The 17,276-nt window shown below is 26.7% G+C and carries 18 protein-coding genes and 2 pseudogenes; 5 read left to right on the forward strand and 15 right to left on the reverse strand.

The features are described 5' to 3' along the window. Positions 1-151: 151 nt before the first annotated feature. Positions 152-3,079, reverse strand: coding sequence for a helicase C-terminal domain-containing protein (locus BM027_RS01180; RefSeq protein WP_090087992.1), 2,928 nt, complete (start codon positions 3,077-3,079; stop codon positions 152-154). Positions 3,080-3,332: 253 nt separating this feature from the next. On the opposite strand from BM027_RS01180, the gene BM027_RS01185 reads away from it, so the two are divergent. Next, complete coding sequence (locus BM027_RS01185; protein WP_090087995.1) at positions 3,333-3,857, forward strand: hypothetical protein; 525 nt, start codon at positions 3,333-3,335, stop codon at positions 3,855-3,857. A gap of 310 nt (positions 3,858-4,167) precedes the next feature. On the opposite strand, the gene BM027_RS01190 is transcribed toward BM027_RS01185, so the two are convergent. Together BM027_RS01190 and BM027_RS01195 are read right to left on the reverse strand one after the other, a co-directional pair. Next, on the reverse strand, positions 4,168-4,386 hold the full coding sequence (locus BM027_RS01190) for a hypothetical protein (RefSeq protein ID WP_090087997.1): 219 nt from the start codon (positions 4,384-4,386) through the stop codon (positions 4,168-4,170). Positions 4,387-4,557: 171 nt separating this feature from the next. Beyond that, complete coding sequence (locus BM027_RS01195) at positions 4,558-4,746, reverse strand: hypothetical protein (protein WP_090087999.1); 189 nt, start codon at positions 4,744-4,746, stop codon at positions 4,558-4,560. A gap of 351 nt (positions 4,747-5,097) precedes the next feature. Between BM027_RS01195 and BM027_RS01200 the strand changes: the two genes are divergently transcribed. Then, positions 5,098-5,472 carry a phage holin family protein gene (locus BM027_RS01200; RefSeq protein ID WP_090088002.1) on the forward strand — a complete coding sequence of 125 codons (375 nt, stop codon included), beginning with the start codon at positions 5,098-5,100 and terminating at the stop codon, positions 5,470-5,472. 340 nt (positions 5,473-5,812) lie between these two features. On the opposite strand, the pseudogene BM027_RS01205 reads toward BM027_RS01200, so the two are convergent. The 5 genes and pseudogenes from BM027_RS01205 to BM027_RS01220 all read right to left on the reverse strand — a co-directional run. Continuing rightward, positions 5,813-6,115 (reverse strand): annotated as a pseudogene (locus tag BM027_RS01205) (ComEC/Rec2 family competence protein); the annotation flags it as partial. 52 nt (positions 6,116-6,167) lie between these two features. Continuing rightward, positions 6,168-6,350 carry a helix-turn-helix transcriptional regulator gene (locus BM027_RS01210; protein WP_341465512.1) on the reverse strand — a complete coding sequence of 61 codons (183 nt, stop codon included), beginning with the start codon at positions 6,348-6,350 and terminating at the stop codon, positions 6,168-6,170. Between the two features lie 69 nt (positions 6,351-6,419). Then, the gene (locus tag BM027_RS01215; RefSeq protein ID WP_090088005.1) at positions 6,420-6,692 is read right to left on the reverse strand and encodes a hypothetical protein; all 273 of its coding nucleotides are present in this window, start codon (positions 6,690-6,692) and stop codon (positions 6,420-6,422) included. Between the two features lie 218 nt (positions 6,693-6,910). Next, a complete protein-coding gene (locus tag BM027_RS18130) occupies positions 6,911-7,081 on the reverse strand; it encodes a hypothetical protein (RefSeq protein ID WP_175559916.1) in 171 nt (56 codons plus the stop codon). A 219-nt stretch (positions 7,082-7,300) separates the two neighbouring features. Then, a complete protein-coding gene (locus BM027_RS01220; RefSeq protein WP_242943261.1) occupies positions 7,301-7,513 on the reverse strand; it encodes a hypothetical protein in 213 nt (70 codons plus the stop codon). A gap of 176 nt (positions 7,514-7,689) precedes the next feature. Between BM027_RS01220 and BM027_RS01230 the strand changes: the two are divergent. After that, positions 7,690-8,178, forward strand: a pseudogene (locus BM027_RS01230) (site-specific integrase). A gap of 46 nt (positions 8,179-8,224) precedes the next feature. On the opposite strand, the gene BM027_RS01235 reads toward BM027_RS01230, so the two are convergent. Further along, positions 8,225-8,728, reverse strand: coding sequence for a hypothetical protein (locus BM027_RS01235; protein ID WP_090088010.1), 504 nt, complete (start codon positions 8,726-8,728; stop codon positions 8,225-8,227). A gap of 320 nt (positions 8,729-9,048) precedes the next feature. On the opposite strand from BM027_RS01235, the gene BM027_RS01240 reads away from it, so the two are divergent. After that, entirely contained in the window at positions 9,049-9,468 is a 420-nt protein-coding gene (locus BM027_RS01240) for a hypothetical protein (RefSeq protein ID WP_090088012.1), read from the forward strand. A gap of 182 nt (positions 9,469-9,650) precedes the next feature. On the opposite strand, the gene BM027_RS01245 is transcribed toward BM027_RS01240, so the two are convergent. The 5 genes from BM027_RS01245 to BM027_RS01265 all read right to left on the reverse strand — a co-directional run bounded on the left by BM027_RS01245 (position 9,651) and on the right by BM027_RS01265 (position 14,225). Further along, entirely contained in the window at positions 9,651-11,840 is a 2,190-nt protein-coding gene (locus BM027_RS01245) for a DNA topoisomerase III (protein WP_090088014.1), read from the reverse strand. A gap of 168 nt (positions 11,841-12,008) precedes the next feature. Continuing rightward, a complete protein-coding gene (locus tag BM027_RS01250; RefSeq protein WP_090088017.1) occupies positions 12,009-12,200 on the reverse strand; it encodes a YwbE family protein in 192 nt (63 codons plus the stop codon). Positions 12,201-12,244: 44 nt separating this feature from the next. After that, entirely contained in the window at positions 12,245-12,766 is a 522-nt protein-coding gene (locus tag BM027_RS01255; RefSeq protein ID WP_090088019.1) for a metal-dependent hydrolase, read from the reverse strand. A gap of 430 nt (positions 12,767-13,196) precedes the next feature. Beyond that, the gene (locus tag BM027_RS01260; RefSeq protein WP_090088021.1) at positions 13,197-13,427 is read right to left on the reverse strand and encodes a hypothetical protein; all 231 of its coding nucleotides are present in this window, start codon (positions 13,425-13,427) and stop codon (positions 13,197-13,199) included. A 234-nt stretch (positions 13,428-13,661) separates the two neighbouring features. Next, on the reverse strand, positions 13,662-14,225 hold the full coding sequence (locus tag BM027_RS01265) for a beta-class carbonic anhydrase (protein WP_090088024.1): 564 nt from the start codon (positions 14,223-14,225) through the stop codon (positions 13,662-13,664). 565 nt (positions 14,226-14,790) lie between these two features. On the opposite strand from BM027_RS01265, the gene BM027_RS01270 reads away from it, so the two are divergent. After that, on the forward strand, positions 14,791-15,000 hold the full coding sequence (locus BM027_RS01270) for a cold-shock protein (protein WP_090088027.1): 210 nt from the start codon (positions 14,791-14,793) through the stop codon (positions 14,998-15,000). A gap of 93 nt (positions 15,001-15,093) precedes the next feature. On the opposite strand, the gene BM027_RS01275 is transcribed toward BM027_RS01270, so the two are convergent. Beyond that, a complete protein-coding gene (locus BM027_RS01275) occupies positions 15,094-17,127 on the reverse strand; it encodes a penicillin-binding transpeptidase domain-containing protein (RefSeq protein WP_090088030.1) in 2,034 nt (677 codons plus the stop codon). Between the last annotated feature and the right edge of the window lie 149 nt (positions 17,128-17,276).

Below are 17,276 nucleotides of genomic sequence, written 5' to 3' on the forward strand. Positions count from 1 at the left end.
GTGAAAATTATAAATACAAAGCTATGTTTTAAGTGAATGTTGATATTGTAATATAAAGCTCATGGACAGTGGAATTCACTTTATATTAAAATATCAACATTATTTTAAAACATAGCCCAATATAAAAATAACATTAGTCATATGAACTATATTATTGCTTTGCTTTTAAAACATAATTAATATTTCTAAAATAGTATTGCCCGTCTTTACATCCTAAAAGTTCCCAAAATAATTTATGTTTTTTAGCTTCATTATTAAAATCATTTTTAATATCCTGTTTATTTTTTTTTATATCTTTTATGATAAGATTAAGATTATATTTTTTCCAAAAGTTATAATCATCATCCATTACATCTAATACCATATTACATCCTGTTATTTGAATTTCTGGTCCTCCGAGATCCCTTTCAATGTTCCTTATTGTATTATAATTTTTACCTGGATCTAAAATAATGAAATATCCATAATCTAATGTACTTCTAATAAGCCTTCCATATATCTGTTTTAACTTTATACATAGCTGAGGATAATTTACATCTTGGTATCTCTTATTTTGGTAATTAGTAACTGCTTTTAAAATAGGATACTCTATGCTATGATTAGGTAATTTATCAAGCATTACACAAGTTAGTCCTTCTCCTGCTACGTCTATTCCTTCAAAAAATCCCTTGCCTCCTAATATTATTACTATTCTATTTTTATCATTTAAAATTGGTATTGCTTTTCTATTAGTATGAACTTCTATCTTAGATCCTCTAGTTAATAAATCTAATTCTTCAAAAACTTCTTGTTTTCTTTTATTATTATTAAACAATACAAGTATGTGTCCATTTAATTTTTTAGCAGTATTAAATATAAAATCTGCCATGTTTTTTATATAATATGGACTATCATAAGCTCCTATATCATTTAATCCAAAAATTTTAGTTCTTTGTTTAAGATTAAAAGTTGGAGGAATTATAAACTCCTTTGAATTTTCTTGTGCTAAATGCTTTTTTATCTTATCAAAAGAGTTTTCTATTCTTAATGTTGCTGATAAAAATGTAGTACTTTTAACTTCCTTAAGCATATGTTCATTAACTAATTCTCCAACATTTAAAGGAATATTTCTAAGCATAAAACCTTTATATTCTACATCTATTTCTAGTACCTTTGCATAAAATGTACTCTTTTCTAAAAATTTATCTAATATATCAAAAACATCTTTTACCTTTTTTATATAATCTGATAAATTTTTATAATCTCTATCTCCAGTAATCTCATCCTCTAATGTAATATTCTTAACATAATCATTTATCATCTTGTATAGTGGATATATACATTCTTTTAAATTTGATATTTGAGAAGATAATACTTTCATTGACTCTTGCAATTCCTCTTTTGGCAAGAAAAACTCAGTTGTAAAATTATATGTTCCTTCTATAAGTCCCATCCTTCTAAATTCATTTAAAAGTATAGCTATATTAGTATTAATATCTTCCACTAAATGTTTTAGTTTATCTAATTCAATAGTTTCTCTATAACCAAACGCTGCATTTAAACTTCTAAGTTGAGAATAAATACTTGGATGTCCTTTTTCTATTTGATTTAATAATTCTATAAATTCATATGAAGAGAACTCCTCACAAAAAAAGTCATAACACTTTTCCATAAGGTTATGTGCTTCATCAATTATCAAGTGATTTATCTTTTTCTTTTCACAGTATGGATAGCATGCTAATAATGAATGATTAATTACTGTTATATTCTCCTTTGGAAGCTCATTATATCTTTTTCTTAAATAGCAAGGCTTTATACATCTATCTAAATTGCAAGCCTCATTATCACAATTTATTTCATTTAAATATTTATCAATTTCAAAGTGATTATATGCCCAATAGCTTATATTTTCTATGTCTCCATATTTGCCATCTTCACATAATCTTCTTAGAAAAAGCTGAGATAAGTTACCCTCTTTACTTTCAATTAGTGCATCACATTTATTTAATCTATCTATGCAAATATAATTTCTTTTGCCCTTCATAGCACCATAATTTAATTTATCCTCTAAACCTAATTTTTTAAGTATCATTGGAATATCTTTATCAATAAGTTGATTTTGTAACTCTTTAGTATTTGTAGATATAAAATAACTCGCATCATCTTGTTTTTTATTCTTTTGATTCAAATAAGCTTTTGTTACTGCTATAAGTAAATAAGCAAATGTTTTCCCACTCCCTGTTGGAGCTTCTATAAACATCCTCGTATTTTCTTCAATATTTTCTCTTATATTCTTAGAAAAATTCTTTTGATCTTCTCTATACTGATAGCCAAAATCTCCCCCATTATTCCAAATCTCTTCGTTCAATAACAATTCTTCATACTTTTCATAATCTACAAGTATTTTTTTGAATTTAATTTCTTCCTTTTTGTTTTCTTCATAACTTACATATGGATATTCCTCTATAGTAAATAAAATTGGTTTTAATAAATACTCTTTCCAATCCCAAGATTTTAAAAATTCATAACTCTTATTGATTATAGAATATAACGACTTCTTCCCTTTTCTGCTCTCTTCTCTAGTCCATTCTCTACAAAGAAGTGAATTTACAACCTTTAAAGTATCTATAGAATCCTCAAGGCCTCTGTGTAATTCATTCTTATCAATACTCGTAACTTCTCTAAGCAGAGAATCTAAATTATATTCCTTTCTCCAAGGCTCTAAAATAGATGCAAGCTCCATAGAATCAATTATCTTATTTTTAATTTCAGGAATATGATAAGAAAGAAACTTGTTTTCAAATCCTCCATTATGACATATTAAAGGTAAGTTTTCTAAAAAGTCTACGAGTTCATTTTTTATGTCATCTAAAGCCCTTGCATTCATTAACTCATCTTCATTTAGACCAGCGCAAAGCTTGTAAATACTAACAGGCACTACTCCATTTGGCTTTATCAAAGTTTGATATGTAGTTATAACAGAATCTTTAATCTTAACTGCACCTATTTCTATAATTTCACAGCTTTCCTCATTAAGCCCTGTTGTTTCAATATCTAAATATATAACATTATCCAAAACGCTATTTAAATTCTCTATCATTTTTTTGCTCCTATTATGAATATTTAATTGTTAATAAAATCAATTGTATTCTTTGATTTTAATTTATTGGTTATTTCTTTTTTTCTACTAAATTCAATATCTTCACCTACGTTTTTAATATGATTTAGTTTTAAATATATTAAAATTATATCATACTAAAAGTTTGAAAAAATAAATAGCACTTTTTTCTAACTTGCTTTAATTCATATGGTATAATTTACTAGGTAAATTTTATCCTGAGAGGGGGATGTTCATGAAACTTTATTTTTTAGCACCTATATTTTGTATTTCATGTTGTATACTTATTGTTTCTATTGAACTTATAAACTTTAGAAAGAACTTTTATTCTAAAGGCAATAAATCAATTATAAAATATAAAAAAGGGGTATTTCATTTTATTTACCAAGTATTACTATTCATATTTGTTTTTTTTAATTTAAATACTTCCACTAAACAAGATTTAATATTATATATACTCTTATTAATTACTATTGTTATTATTATGCCTTTTGAATATTTAAATAACCGTATATGTCTTTATGAGCAAGGAATTTTTCTTCCTGTTGGGAAACTTAGACTAGTCAAATCTGTTCCATATAATGAAATTGAAACATTTGAATTTCTAGAATATGAAAAAGGTAAATTTATTTTAACTATTAAACCCTTAAATTATAAAAAGGAAACTTATAGAATTAAGTTAGGAACAAAAGAAAAAATCACTTCCTTTATTAAAGCAATAAATCCAGAATATAAATTCTCATATGTAAAAGAATATTAGATATCTTCAAAAAATAATTAGTTAAATAATAGTCTCTTTTAGACTGTTATCTTTTTTTATATGCTTTGATTTTTGTCTTTGTTTTAATGCAATAAAAAATCTCTAGAAGCAATTTTTAATTGCATCTAGAGATTTCCAAAATAATCAATCTACTTTATGTATTTAGCATCAAACTATACTACTAGGCTAAAGTAGTAATATTAATATAATTTATATTTGATATAATATACAATAAAGAGTATGATTTATTATTTTTTCGAAAGGAATAAGTTTAAAACTTATATTCTTAATATAGATGTTCTATTGTTTTTTATTTAGAACAAGAACACCATTGATTATCAGTAGCACTTTTTTCATTTTTTTCACAAGATTCTTTAATATCATAATTTTGTGATACTGATGTCCAACTATTACATTTTGCAGATTTTTCAGAACTTGCAACTGCATAATTGTTAGTAGCATTATTTATATATTTACTACTACTATTTTTTTCATTTTCATTACAACAATATTGTTTTTCCTTATTCATGACAAACACTTCCTCTCTGAACAAATAAATTGTATAAACCTGCCTTTGAAGAAATTTCATTTAAGAAAAATTATTTGTTGAATATTATTTACAACAAAAGTATCACTAATTATAAATATCATTTTAGTTATGTTTTTACATGATCTTACAATATTATGCTACTTAATTTTACTAACTATATGTGGAGCTTTCTCCAGCTACATCATTAAAGCCTTTAACATGATAATGTTCAGTCACTGGATTAGAAGCTACATTGGTCATTGAATGCTCTGAAGCAAATGCATCTTCATGATATCCATCTCCACTATAACGTTTAATATTCTTTTCTTCTTCACTACAACATCTTTTTGGATTATACATAATAAACACTTCCTTTCTACACTAATATATTGCGTAAAAAACAAGTTTTTATACATGTTATTATTATAAATGTAAATTGCCTCTAAAGTTAAGTATATACTCATATAGCATTAAATTTGATAATATATTTTGACATATTTTATATTATTTACAGTTTTAAAATTATATTTTTATCTAACATATATATTGTAATAAAGTCTGTTCATTAAATATAATGATAATTTAAAGTTACTGTATTTCCAAATATAACTTTAATAATACAAAATATATAATGTATTATATTTTTTAAAAATATGAGCATAATATATATCATGTTCATATAAAATTTATTTTTTAAAGGAGGTAATTTTAATGGGACATAAACAATATGAAACAAGAGAACATTCAAATGATAGAAGTGTTTTTAAATGGTTAGGACGATTATTATTAGTTGCAGTCATTTTAGGAATAACTTCATTTTTCACACCTGGTTTTACTATTAATGGGTTATGGTCATTTTTGTTAGCTGCAGTTGTAATAAGTGTATTAGATTATTTAGTAGAATCATTTATGGGCGTTGATGCATCACCTTTTGGAAAAGGGGTAAAAGGATTTTTTATTTCTGCTATAATATTATATTTAGCACAATTTTTAGTTCCTAATATGAGAGTATCTATAATGGGAGCAATATTATCCGCTTTAGTTATTGGAATTTTAGATGCGGTATTCCCAACTAGAGCAATGTAATTTCTATATAAGGTACATTTAAAAAAATAACAGACCAGTATGTTTGTCTATTTTGCGTCATATTGTGTCAGTAAATTCAGCTAATAGCTCGCTATTAACTAAGCTTACTTCTTTGTCTGGCTCAAAATATACAACGCATCTTTGGTCTGTTATTTTATTTCATATGCCTAATACCTACAAGTAATATATTATTTGTAGGTATTATTTTTTGTTAATAATTAATAAATAATTATTTGTAATCCTTAAGTGTTTATAAATTTTTGACGTTTTTATTGTCGCTGATTGCTGAACCTTTGATTATTCTTGCCTTTTACCCTCTAATTCGTTTAATACTTCTAAAAATATTATTAGCTTTAAGCTTGTCTAGTGTTTCTTTATGTGGATGTCCATAATCATTTCCTTTAGCATCACTTATTACAGAATACTTTGGATTAACTTTATTTAGGGAATCTTGACTTGTTGATAAATGACTTCCATGATGACCTAATTTAAGAACATCCTCTTGAATATCTAGTTGTTTATCTAAAATTTCACCTTCTGATAACACTTCAGCATCACCCATGAATACAAATGAATTGTTACCATATTTTAACTTACAAGCTATGTAATAGTTATTTAAATCTTCATATTTTGGACTATTTGGTACTTTTGTCAAATAATATAAACAAATAATTTATAAAATAAAAAATAAAGCACTATTCAAAATGCCATATTTCAGTTATTTTCTTATTTAATTTTTTAGCTATCTCAAAAGATTTCTCTAATGTTGGATTACTTATGCCACTTTTCCACTGTAAATACGTACTTCTTGGGGCATCCAGTAACTTGGCAAACTCTATTGATTCATTAAATATTCTCTCATTCGGATTTCTTTTAATTTATTCTTTACTGCCATAACATCATCCTAAGTATATTGTAAAATATTTCAAATAAAGAAGCTAGAAAATTTAATCTTTTTCAATTCGTTTATTATCTGTTCCTATGCTTCCACTTGACTTTGTTGATAAGGAATACTGTAGGAATATTTCTTTGCACACATCCTTAATATCATCTAAAGCATTTTCCACATAAACATTTAGTTCTTCATCAATACTGTATTTACTTAGAGATGACTGATTTCCTTTTACAAATAAATTATAAAAACTTGCTTTTTTACATGTAACTTCTTTTTTGTTACCAATATCAAAACCTATAATTGAACTAACATCATTATAGAACATAAATACTATTGCTTTATCTATATCTACAATAAACTTTACAAAATCATAATACTCTATCTCATTAATAGGCTCTATTACAAATTGAACTCATGAGATCGTGCTCTCATATATGAGTTCTTTTTCTTATTGTATAATATTTCTACAAAATGGATAGGTTTTCCACAAAATAAAAAAAGAGATAAGTTAAATATTAAAATCTAACCTACCTCTAAAAATAATTATTGAGCTTGTAAAAATTTTTCATAGTTTTCTATTTTGTCCTCTCTATGTGTCCTTTTTATCCAATCATTGTATTTTAAAATAACTTCTTCTACGCTTTCTAATTTGAATTCATTGTTAGTTTTTCTTTTCATTTCTAAGTACATATTAATTTTAATTATATTTCCCATTTTTCTCATCTCCCTTTGTATTTAATAATACAATTGAGTTCTTGTGATTTTAGTACTAAAATTCTTAAGAAAAAATGAACATCATATGATTTCAGTAAACATTATCATTGTCATGTTCACTGGATTTAGTTTCAAGCTTATATTATAGTCATAACTATTATTTCTAATATAAATAAAGGGTAACAAATAAGATTTCTCCTATCTGTTACCCTTCGTCTTCTAATTGTGTAATTTAGATACACATATTATAAATACTATTAAAATAAATTTTAAATATTTACTGTTTTTGAAATTATATATTATTAGATAAATTATAAAATAAATTCCCTGATATATGGTAAAAGTTACATTTAATTTACTATTTTTTATTTTGATTTCTTTAACATCTGATTCTATGTTTTCAACTACATCAAACTTCTCAGCTAATTCCAAAATAACCTCTTGATTCTTTCCTATTGTTCCTTGTATCCATTAAGAGCCACACAAAAAGTACAGCTCAAGCCCCTTGGCTTAATATAGTTTTAAATACTTCATTTTCCATCATTCACCTCACATTAAAAATTTAGAACAATAAATTATAAATTAAAGAGTATACTCCTATCATATTAATAGCTGGTACTTGTGGGTTGAGAATTGGAGAAATTATGGAGTTGACTTGGGATGATATAAATTTCAAAGAAAAAACATTAGTTGTAAATAAACAATGAAAAATTATATCCTCTGAATCTAAAAAATATGACTTTGGAGAATTAAAAAGTAAAAACTCATATAGGACTGTTCCTATTCCCCAAAGTACTCTAGATTATTTAAAAATATTAAAAGATTCTTGTCCTATAAACTATATGAAAAGAATAATGAAAAATAGAAGTACATCTGAAACTGATGCGTTTTTAAATAGAAAGTTTAAAAAATTAGGTTTTAATATAACCATACATGAATTAAGACATACTTCTGCCACAAAACTAATTGTTGGTATAGATTTTAAAACAGCTGCAAAATTATTAGGTCACTATGTTAAAGAAACAATGAAAACTTATTCTCATGTCAATGATGATATGATGCAGAGAGCAACTGATTTAATTGGTAAAATTTTTTAAAAATAATTTTTGACGTTTTTATTGTCGCCGATTGCTGAACCCTTAATTATTCTTGCCTTTTACCATCTAATTCGTTTAATACTTCTAAAAACATATTATACATTTCTACTTGATCATCTTCTCTGCATAAAACTGTTATACCAAAACATGTAATTACAAACACATAACAAATTAATGATAGTGGTCCAAAATTTTTAATATATTGTGTAGAATAAGCAAACATTCCGCTTGCTGTTAAATTAGTTAAAAGTGATGCTCCTATTCCACATCCACCACTTAAATATGATCCAAGTTTAGTTTTTACATGAATTTTTTCCATACTAACATTTAATTTTTTTTCACTTCCATACCATTTTTTTACTTTTCCGTACATTATATATAAAGTGTGATCTCTATTATTCGTAAGTTTATTTAAAACTTTAAATGTAGATTTATACTTTTTAACCATGTATGGAGTATAAATTTTATACTCATTATTAGCTACTTCTTTAGCAATCTTTTCATGCTTTGAATATATATTAGTTAGATCTAAAACTTTACTCTTTTGCACTGTATATTGCCTCCACAAATTGCTATATAAATTTCACTTTTTAATTTTTTGTCCTATCAATATTATAAAATATTCAAACTGTATTTAAATATTGCAAACTATTTACAAAAAATCTTATATTAACTTTATAATTATATTTAGATACTTGTATAATAAACTCACTTCCATTGTCTTTTAAAAATATATTAAGTGTATTCAATAAAATCGACTATATTTCTATAAATATAACAAATATTAAATTTTTTTTATTATTTTGTAATCATATGAATATATTTGTCATACAATGAATTGTATAATTAATAACACAAGTTGAGGTAATAATGGAAAATTTTAGTAGTTGTAATGGTACTATTGATATGGATGACACTCTGGATAATGCTTTTGATGCCGGACAATTGAACGGATTGAAGAATCTAAATTGTATAAGCAGTCAACAGCAATCCTTAATAATACTGCTAATAATATTATATGCATGGTCAAATCAATATACAAATAATTATCTTATGAGTACAAATAATCAACTAATTTGTACCATGTCTTGCTTACTTGATAAGTTAGTAGATAGTGCTATAGAGAATTGTAAGGACTGTAAGTACTGTACTAAGGGTGCCAATGAAGCAGCTGATCCTGGGCATAGCCATAAGCATAGACATAGGCATAGGTGTAGGCGTAGGCGTGACAATTGTGATTGCGATTGTCAGTGTGATTGTGATTGTGATTGCGATTGTGATGAGTGTTAAACTAAAAGAACAGTTTCAAAACTGTTCTTTTAGTTAGGCATATAAAAGAACATAACAAGTAAAAGATGCGACGTATATTTTGTGTGAATCACTTACTCAGCGAGTGTATAGGAGTAGAGCTTCCTTATGACGCAAAATAGACTAGCATACTGACCTTGTTATTTTTTTGAATATGCCTTATATTACTTAAAATCTTTTAAAAGTGCTGCAAATGGATTATCATTAAATTCCTCTGCTTCTTTTTTCATTTTCTTCATATAATTATTAACTTCCCTTTTGTCTACTTTTCCTTTTTTGTCAAATCTCTTATTAAACTGTGCTGCCTTTTCTCTAAAGTTACAATTAGTACCTGGACATACATATATTTGACCATCTCCATGTCCCCTAAGTTCTAGCTTTTTCTTACATTCAGGGCATCTAGCATTTGTAGTTCTTGAGACACCTTCTCTATAACCACACTCTCTGTCTTGACAAACATTCATTGTACCATTCTTACCTTTTACTTCAAGCATGTATTTTCCACACTGTGGACACTTCTTACCAGTTAAATTATCATGAACATACTTATCTGTACTAAACTTAACATCTTGAACTAAAGCTGTTGCATAATTTCTCATTCTTCCTGTAAAAGCATTAACATTTTCTTTTCCCTTACTTATATCATCAAGTTCTTTTTCCCATCTAGCTGTTAAAAGTGGTGATTTTAAATCCTTTGGTACTAATTCAATAAGTTGCTTTCCTTTTGAAGTTGGATATATATCTTTTCCCTTCTTTTCCATAACAAAAGAATTAAATAATTTTTCTATTATATCTGCTCTGGTTGCAACTGTTCCAAGCCCACCTGTTTCTCCAAGTGTTTTTGAAGCTTCTTTATCCAATTGAATATACTTTTGTGGATTTTCCATAGCCGATAAAAGTGTACCTTCATTAAATCTTGCTGGTGCTTTAGTTTTATGGTTTTTAATTTCTACTGAATTAACCTTTATAATATTTCCCTTAGATAAATTAGGAAGTACTTGATCCTTTAGTATTCCTTCTTCATTTACCTCTTCAACATCATCTTCTCTATCATAAACCATCTTCCAACCCTTAGATTTTATCACTTTACCCTTAGCCCTAAAGTTTTCATTTCCAACCTTAATTTTAATTGAAGTTTGAATATATTCAAAAGGTGGTAATAATACACTTAAGAATCTCTTTATAACTAAATCATAGATGTTCTTTTCTTCCTTACTAAGCATTCCTAGAGACACTCTTTGTTCTGTTGGAATTATAGCATGATGGTCTGAAACCTTCGAGTCATCAACAAAACTCTTATTTGCATTAATAGTTCCTTTTAAAATCTGATTAGCAGGAGCTGCATAATTTCCTATAGCAATTACTTTTAATCTTTCTTTTAAAGTTGGCACAACATCCCTTGTTATATATCTTGAATCAGTTCTTGGATAAGTTAAAATCTTATAATTTTCATAAAGTCTTTGCATAATTGATAATGTTTGTTTTGCTGAATATCCAAATATTCTATTGGCATCTCTTTGAAGTTCTGTTAAATCATAAAGAGCTGGAGCAAATTGTTTCTTTTGGCTTTCTACAATTTCTAATACTTCTCCATCTTTACCTTTTAAAGACGCTACTACCTTTTTAGCTAAATCTTCATTAAAAGTTCTATTATTGTTATCTGAATTTACCCATTCCATAGATAAATTATTATTTTTAGCAATTATAGTGTAATAATCTTTAGGCTTAAAAGTTCTTATTTCTTCTTCTCTTTGCACAATCATAGCAAGAGTTGGAGATTGCACACGTCCTGCTGATAATTGAGCATTATATTTACAAGTTAATGCTCTTGTTACATTAAGACCTACAAGCCAATCAGCTTCTGCTCTTCCTTGTGCTGCTTTATATAAATTATCATAAGCTGAACCAGGCTTTAAATTCCTAAATCCATCCAAAATTGCTTTATCAGTTTGAGATGATATCCATAATCTTTTTATAGGCTTTCTAAATCCAACTTTATCTATAATCCATCTTGCAACTAATTCTCCTTCTCTTCCAGCATCTGTTGCAATAATTAATTCACTTATATCAGGTCTAAGCATTTGCTTTTTTACTTCAGCAAATTGCTTCCCAGTCTTCTTAATAACTGTAAGTTTCATGTTTTTAGGTAACATTGGAAGTGTTTCCATGCTCCACTTTTTATACTTATCTCCATATCCTTCAGGATCAAGCAACGTTACTAAGTGTCCTAATGCCCAAGTTACTATATAATTATTTCCCTCTATATATCCACCTTTATTTTGGTTACATTTCAATACCTTAGCTAAATCTCTACCAACACTTGGTTTTTCAGCTAATACAAGAATTTTACTCATATTTTTCTTCCTCTCTGAAAAAGGCTCTAACAAAAAACAAAAATGTATTTTGAAATAGCTCTAAATTTTATGTCATATCATTTAATTATATCATAAATTTGCCTTAGCAAATTTAGTTTGCTTTTATTCACATTTATTCATTCTTTTATTTTTACTAGAAATCCTTAATTAAAGGATCTTTTGAACTCTTCCAACTACATTATCTTCAAGCATAACTTTTATTCCGCGATGATGATTTTGTGAATTTGTGAGAATTCTCTTAACTACTCCTTCAGTTAACTTTCCTGTACGTTGATCTTCTTTCTTTACAACTAATACTTTTGAACCTATCTTTATATTTGATCTATTTGTTCCATCCATTACTAACTTTCTCCTCTATCTTTTATATTTTATTAATATCTATCTTAACCTTGAGTAAAAGTAAATATTGAAGTTATCTTAAGTATATCAAGTAATACCACTACATTTACACAAAGCAAAATTCCACACAAAGTAAATTCTAATTGACTATTTGTTTTTATATGAGCTAAAGAAAATCTCTTTTTACTTATTGGATAAAACCATGGTAATCCTCCAACAGTTAAACTATCTAAAAACAAATGTGAAAATATTCCTAGGAATAATCCAAATAGAAAATTTAATCCTAGTTTATTTGTAACTACACTCATACTTCCTATATACAAAACTAAGTATAGTATTGGTGAATGAAATAACTTTCTATGACCTGCTAATTTATTTATCACCTTAGAAACAGGTTTAACTCTTTTACCAATATAGCTATTTTTATGATCAATATCAGGTAATAAGCTTCCAATAATTGAGCTTCCTAAAAATATAGCTGTTGGTAATATATTGATACTTTGCATTTGAGAAGTGATGTAAAGTCCTGCTAAAATCCCTCCATTTATATGTGTTTTGTAATTCATTTTTAACACTCCTATTTTAGCTCTTTAATGTTAAGGCACATTCAAAAAAACAACAAGTAAGTATGCCAGTATATTTCATGTGCTTAAATTATTTTTATTTTTAGATAAATTCAGTTTCATCTTATTTTTAAAAAGCTATTTTCTCTTTCGTTTAATATTAGTCTATTTTGTATTATACTATATATTTACTCTATCACCAAAATTATAATTAGTTAAACATATAAAATAAAATAATAAGTCAAAGATGATATGTATATTGACTTGTTATTTTTTAATATACCTTAAATAACAAAAAAGCATCTAACTTCATTAAAATTAGATGCTTTTTTATATGTGGCAATTAAAAATTACTTACTTTATACATTCTTACTCAATCAATAAGTTCCAATTATATATAGAAATTTTGATATTACTTTACACATTAATGTACTTAATCATTTATCATCTTAAGCAGTTCCTTAACAGTCTTTTTAGCTCTATCAGGCAATTTATCTATTGCTTTTTCTTTTTTCTTTTCGTCTTGTATTTGTGCTATTCTCATTACTTCTTGTTGAAGTCCTTGAATATTATTAAGTTCTGCTATTGCACTATTAAACTTTTTTGCGAATTTTGGATCTTGCATCTTTTGCTGAACTTTCATTATTAGTTCATACCCAGTCATCTTCACAAACCTCCTACAAAGTGATTTTACATAATGCATTTTTTTGAAAATAACTAATCAATATACATAGCATATTGGATTGTTATTTTTTAAGATGCCTTATAATTTCATAATATTCACTTGTAGTTTAAATGGTACTTATATAAAAAAAAATTATAATGCACATGAAAGAAAATAATAGATAATGATACTGGTCTATTATTTTCTTTCATGTGTCTAAAATGAATCTACATTTTATTTATCATATCCATCAATAACAACTTCTAATTTTCCAGTTTCCGGATCTATTATAAGTCCATGAATAAAAACATCTTTAGGCATCAATGGGTGATTTCTTATAATTGCTACACTCTCCTTAACAGAGTCATGCACACATCCAAATCCATGTAGCCAACTTTTAAGATTAATGCCTGCATATTCAAGGGTTGAAAGTGTATCTTTAGAAATACCTCTTTCAATAATTTTATTAATAGTATTTGAGGTATCAATATTACTCATTCCACATGAATGATGACCTATGACCAAAACTTCATTAGCTTCTAGTTCATAAATTGCTACTAAAATACTTCTCATAATACTTCCAAAAGGATGTGCTACCACAGCTCCTGCATTTTTAATAATTTTAACGTCACCATTTTTTATATTTAAAGCTCGTGGAAGAAGTTCCGTAAGTCTAGTATCCATACAAGATAATATAACAATCTTTTTAGATGGGTATTTAGATGCTTTGTATTTTTCATATTCTTTATTTTCAACAAAGGTTTTGTTATAATCTAATATTTCTTTTAATTTGCTCATATTTTTTCTCCTCATATTATATAAAAAGATTAGATTTCTCTAAACCTTTTTTTAATTTTGGCTATGTTTTAAGTGAATGTTGATATTGTAATATAAAGCTCATGGACAGTGGAATTCACTTTAAGAACTCTAAAACGAATATTAGTCCTATTAATGCATGCTCCTAATCAAAGATTATGACAAGCATTAATATTACAAATATTCATTAAGAGTTCTACAAAGCAAATTCCAATGCCAGTTCGCCTTTATATTAAAATATCAACACTATTTTAAAACATAGCCTAAATTTTATTAAGTATAAGACATATTCAAAAAAATAACAAGTCAGTATACTAATATAAAGTGTAAAAATTCTTTTTTTGCAAATACTACTTAAAGCATTGTAAAATAAATAACTCTTCAAATATTCTTAGAATTTTTTGAACTAGACAATAAAGTGAATGCAGTTAATACTGCTGTTATTAACTGCATTTGCTAACGTAGTATAGTACAAAAAAGATAAAACTATTAACTAGTTATTTATTGGGATATGCCTAATGATAATTAATATAAGGAGTGATTGCTTATGTCTAGTAGAACCGGTGTAGTTAAATGGTTTAATGAGGAAAAAGGGTTTGGGTTTATATCCTGTGATGAAGGTGATGATGTCTTTGTGCATCACTCACAAATTAAAGAAGATAGAACTGATAAAGATTTGCACGAAGGTGAAAATGTAACCTTTGATATACAAGAAGGTGAAAAAGGACCTATGGCTACAAATGTGAAAAAATTATAGTATCTAAAAAAATAAAATGGAGATAAGCAATTCAATAACTGCTTGTCTCCATTTTATATATTGCTTTATTTTAAAACCGTGTTGATATACTTACTACTTTATTGTTTCCAATGCTTTTTTAACCTTAGGAACTACATAATGACTTCCACCTCTATTTTTAACATCCTCTGCCATTGTTACTACTAGTAAATTATTAGGTGCTTTATTTGTAGTCATACCTACAAACCATCCAAGTTCAGTTCCTTCTGTATCAGTTTGTGATAATTTTATTTCTGCCGTTCCAGTTTTTCCTGCTATTGTTAATCCATCAATATAAGCCTGATGCCCTGTTCCACTTGGATTTTTAACTACTTGAATTAAATCCTGAAGTACTGTATTTTCAGCTTCTTTTGAAACAACATTAGCTTTCCATACTTTACTTTTTTCACTTTCTTTATATTCAATATAAGGAGTTAGTATGTTACCTTCATTCTGAAATAAAGTGTATATTGAGGCTAAATGAACTGGATTTAATAGTATTTCACCTTGTCCATATCCACTATCAGCTAATTGTACATCGGTTTTGAATTGTCCGTCTGTAGCAAATTGCGAATTATATAATCCATATTCAAATGGAATTTTCTCTCCAAAACCAAAACTATTTAACTTATCTTTAAAAATATCTTTTCCGATATCTAATGCAGCTTTTGCAAAATATATATTATCTGAGTAAACAAGAGCATTTAAAAGATTAGAATCACCGCCATAAGCGCTTACTCTTGTAACAAAATAATTTCCCCAACTACTATCTTTTTGCCAACTAAGTCCACTTATATTTTTATTTATATTAGGGTCAATCTTTGCACTGTCAACTCCAATTACTGCAGTAATTGGCTTAAATACAGATCCAGGAGCTACATTACTTTGAAATCTATTATATAAAGGTTTATTTATGTCCTCATTTAAGCTCTTCCATTTGTCATCAGATAATCCCATAACAAAATCATTAGGATCATACCCCGGAGCACTTACAAGAGCTAAAACCTCACCAGTGTCTGGATTCATTGCAACTGAAGCTCCTTTATCATTTTCTAGCTCTTTATATAACAGACTTTGCATATTACTATCAATAGTTAATTTAACATTACTACCATTTTTTACTGCCTTAGATATAATTGAAGTCTTTTTCTTACCATCTTTATCTTGTATGTATATTTCAACCCCATCTATTCCTCTTAGCTTATTCTCATATATTTTTTCAAGACCAGTTTTGCCGATTACAGAGCTTTTGGTATATTCAGCACCCTTATTCTTTTCTAATTCTTCAGCATTTATATTTTGCACATATCCTGTTAAATGAGCTGCTTGTACATTTAGTGGATATATCCTTGCATCCTTGTTATTAACCATAATTCCTGGTATTTCTAAAAGCTTATAAACTCTTTCATCACCGTCTGCTATAACTTTTATAGGGATAAACATATCATTCTTTACATAAGACATGTTTAATTTACTATTTATATATTCAACAGAAATCCCTAATATAGTTGCTATTTTCTGAATAGATTTTTCTTTATTATCTCCTAATTTTCCAGGGATGATTCCCACATCTGCTGAATTTCCATCAGTTGCTAATGGTATTTGGTTTCTATCTAAGATATCTCCTCTTCTGGCTTTAGTTTCATTTACTTTAACCTTCTCATTATCACCTAATTCAGGAAATATAACTTTTGAATTCCATTTTATATTATATTTTTTTCCGCTTTCCCTATCCAAACTTATATTATTTGAAAATGATAAATCACCAGCTGAAGTATTCATACTTGTTTCATAATCTATTGATGCTTCATTACCTTGTTTTAATACATTCTTAACCTCAATTTTAATATCATTAGCTTGAATACCTTCATATATATTTTTATTTTTTAAAATAAAATCTTCTTTAGAAATTTTTCCCTTACTTTCATTATCAATCATATCATACATAGCTTCATATTCTTTGCTATTCAATAAATTCATGTACTCACTTAATTTATCTTCAGGCTTATTTGCTTTATTATACCTAAAGAGAATTACCATTGATATTATTAGTGGAATAATTATGGCTCCTATTCCCATTGCTATATACACCATTTTCTTCTTTTTCATAAAATCATACTCCTTCTTTAAATTACACTCCTTAATTGTATCTCTTTTTTTAATTTATGTCTTTATAATTATAACCTGTATAAATTGCTTTTACATTCACATTTTTTAAATTTATATTTAATTATTAAACCATTAATACCTTCATATAA

It is taken from the genome of Clostridium uliginosum, from assembly GCF_900112485.1.
GTDB classification, from domain to species: Bacteria; Bacillota; Clostridia; order Clostridiales; family Clostridiaceae; genus Clostridium; species Clostridium uliginosum.

Coding starts and splice junctions, on each gene's coding strand:
- BM027_RS01240 (WP_090088012.1), top strand. CDS start 9,049: ATGGAAAATTTTAGTAGTTGTAATGGTACTATTGATATGGATGACACT.
- BM027_RS01190 (WP_090087997.1), bottom strand. CDS start 4,386: ATGAATAAGGAAAAACAATATTGTTGTAATGAAAATGAAAAAAATAGT.
- BM027_RS01195 (WP_090087999.1), bottom strand. CDS start 4,746: ATGTATAATCCAAAAAGATGTTGTAGTGAAGAAGAAAAGAATATTAAA.
- BM027_RS01215 (WP_090088005.1), bottom strand. CDS start 6,692: ATGTTCTATAATGATGTTAGTTCAATTATAGGTTTTGATATTGGTAAC.
- BM027_RS01180 (WP_090087992.1), bottom strand. CDS start 3,079: ATGATAGAGAATTTAAATAGCGTTTTGGATAATGTTATATATTTAGAT.
- BM027_RS01265 (WP_090088024.1), bottom strand. CDS start 14,225: ATGAGCAAATTAAAAGAAATATTAGATTATAACAAAACCTTTGTTGAA.
- BM027_RS01270 (WP_090088027.1), top strand. CDS start 14,791: ATGTCTAGTAGAACCGGTGTAGTTAAATGGTTTAATGAGGAAAAAGGG.
- BM027_RS01255 (WP_090088019.1), bottom strand. CDS start 12,766: ATGAATTACAAAACACATATAAATGGAGGGATTTTAGCAGGACTTTAC.
- BM027_RS18130 (WP_175559916.1), bottom strand. CDS start 7,081: ATGGGAAATATAATTAAAATTAATATGTACTTAGAAATGAAAAGAAAA.
- BM027_RS01260 (WP_090088021.1), bottom strand. CDS start 13,427: ATGACTGGGTATGAACTAATAATGAAAGTTCAGCAAAAGATGCAAGAT.
- BM027_RS01245 (WP_090088014.1), bottom strand. CDS start 11,840: ATGAGTAAAATTCTTGTATTAGCTGAAAAACCAAGTGTTGGTAGAGAT.
- BM027_RS01275 (WP_090088030.1), bottom strand. CDS start 17,127: ATGAAAAAGAAGAAAATGGTGTATATAGCAATGGGAATAGGAGCCATA.
- BM027_RS01200 (WP_090088002.1), top strand. CDS start 5,098: ATGGGACATAAACAATATGAAACAAGAGAACATTCAAATGATAGAAGT.
- BM027_RS01185 (WP_090087995.1), top strand. CDS start 3,333: ATGAAACTTTATTTTTTAGCACCTATATTTTGTATTTCATGTTGTATA.
- BM027_RS01250 (WP_090088017.1), bottom strand. CDS start 12,200: ATGGATGGAACAAATAGATCAAATATAAAGATAGGTTCAAAAGTATTA.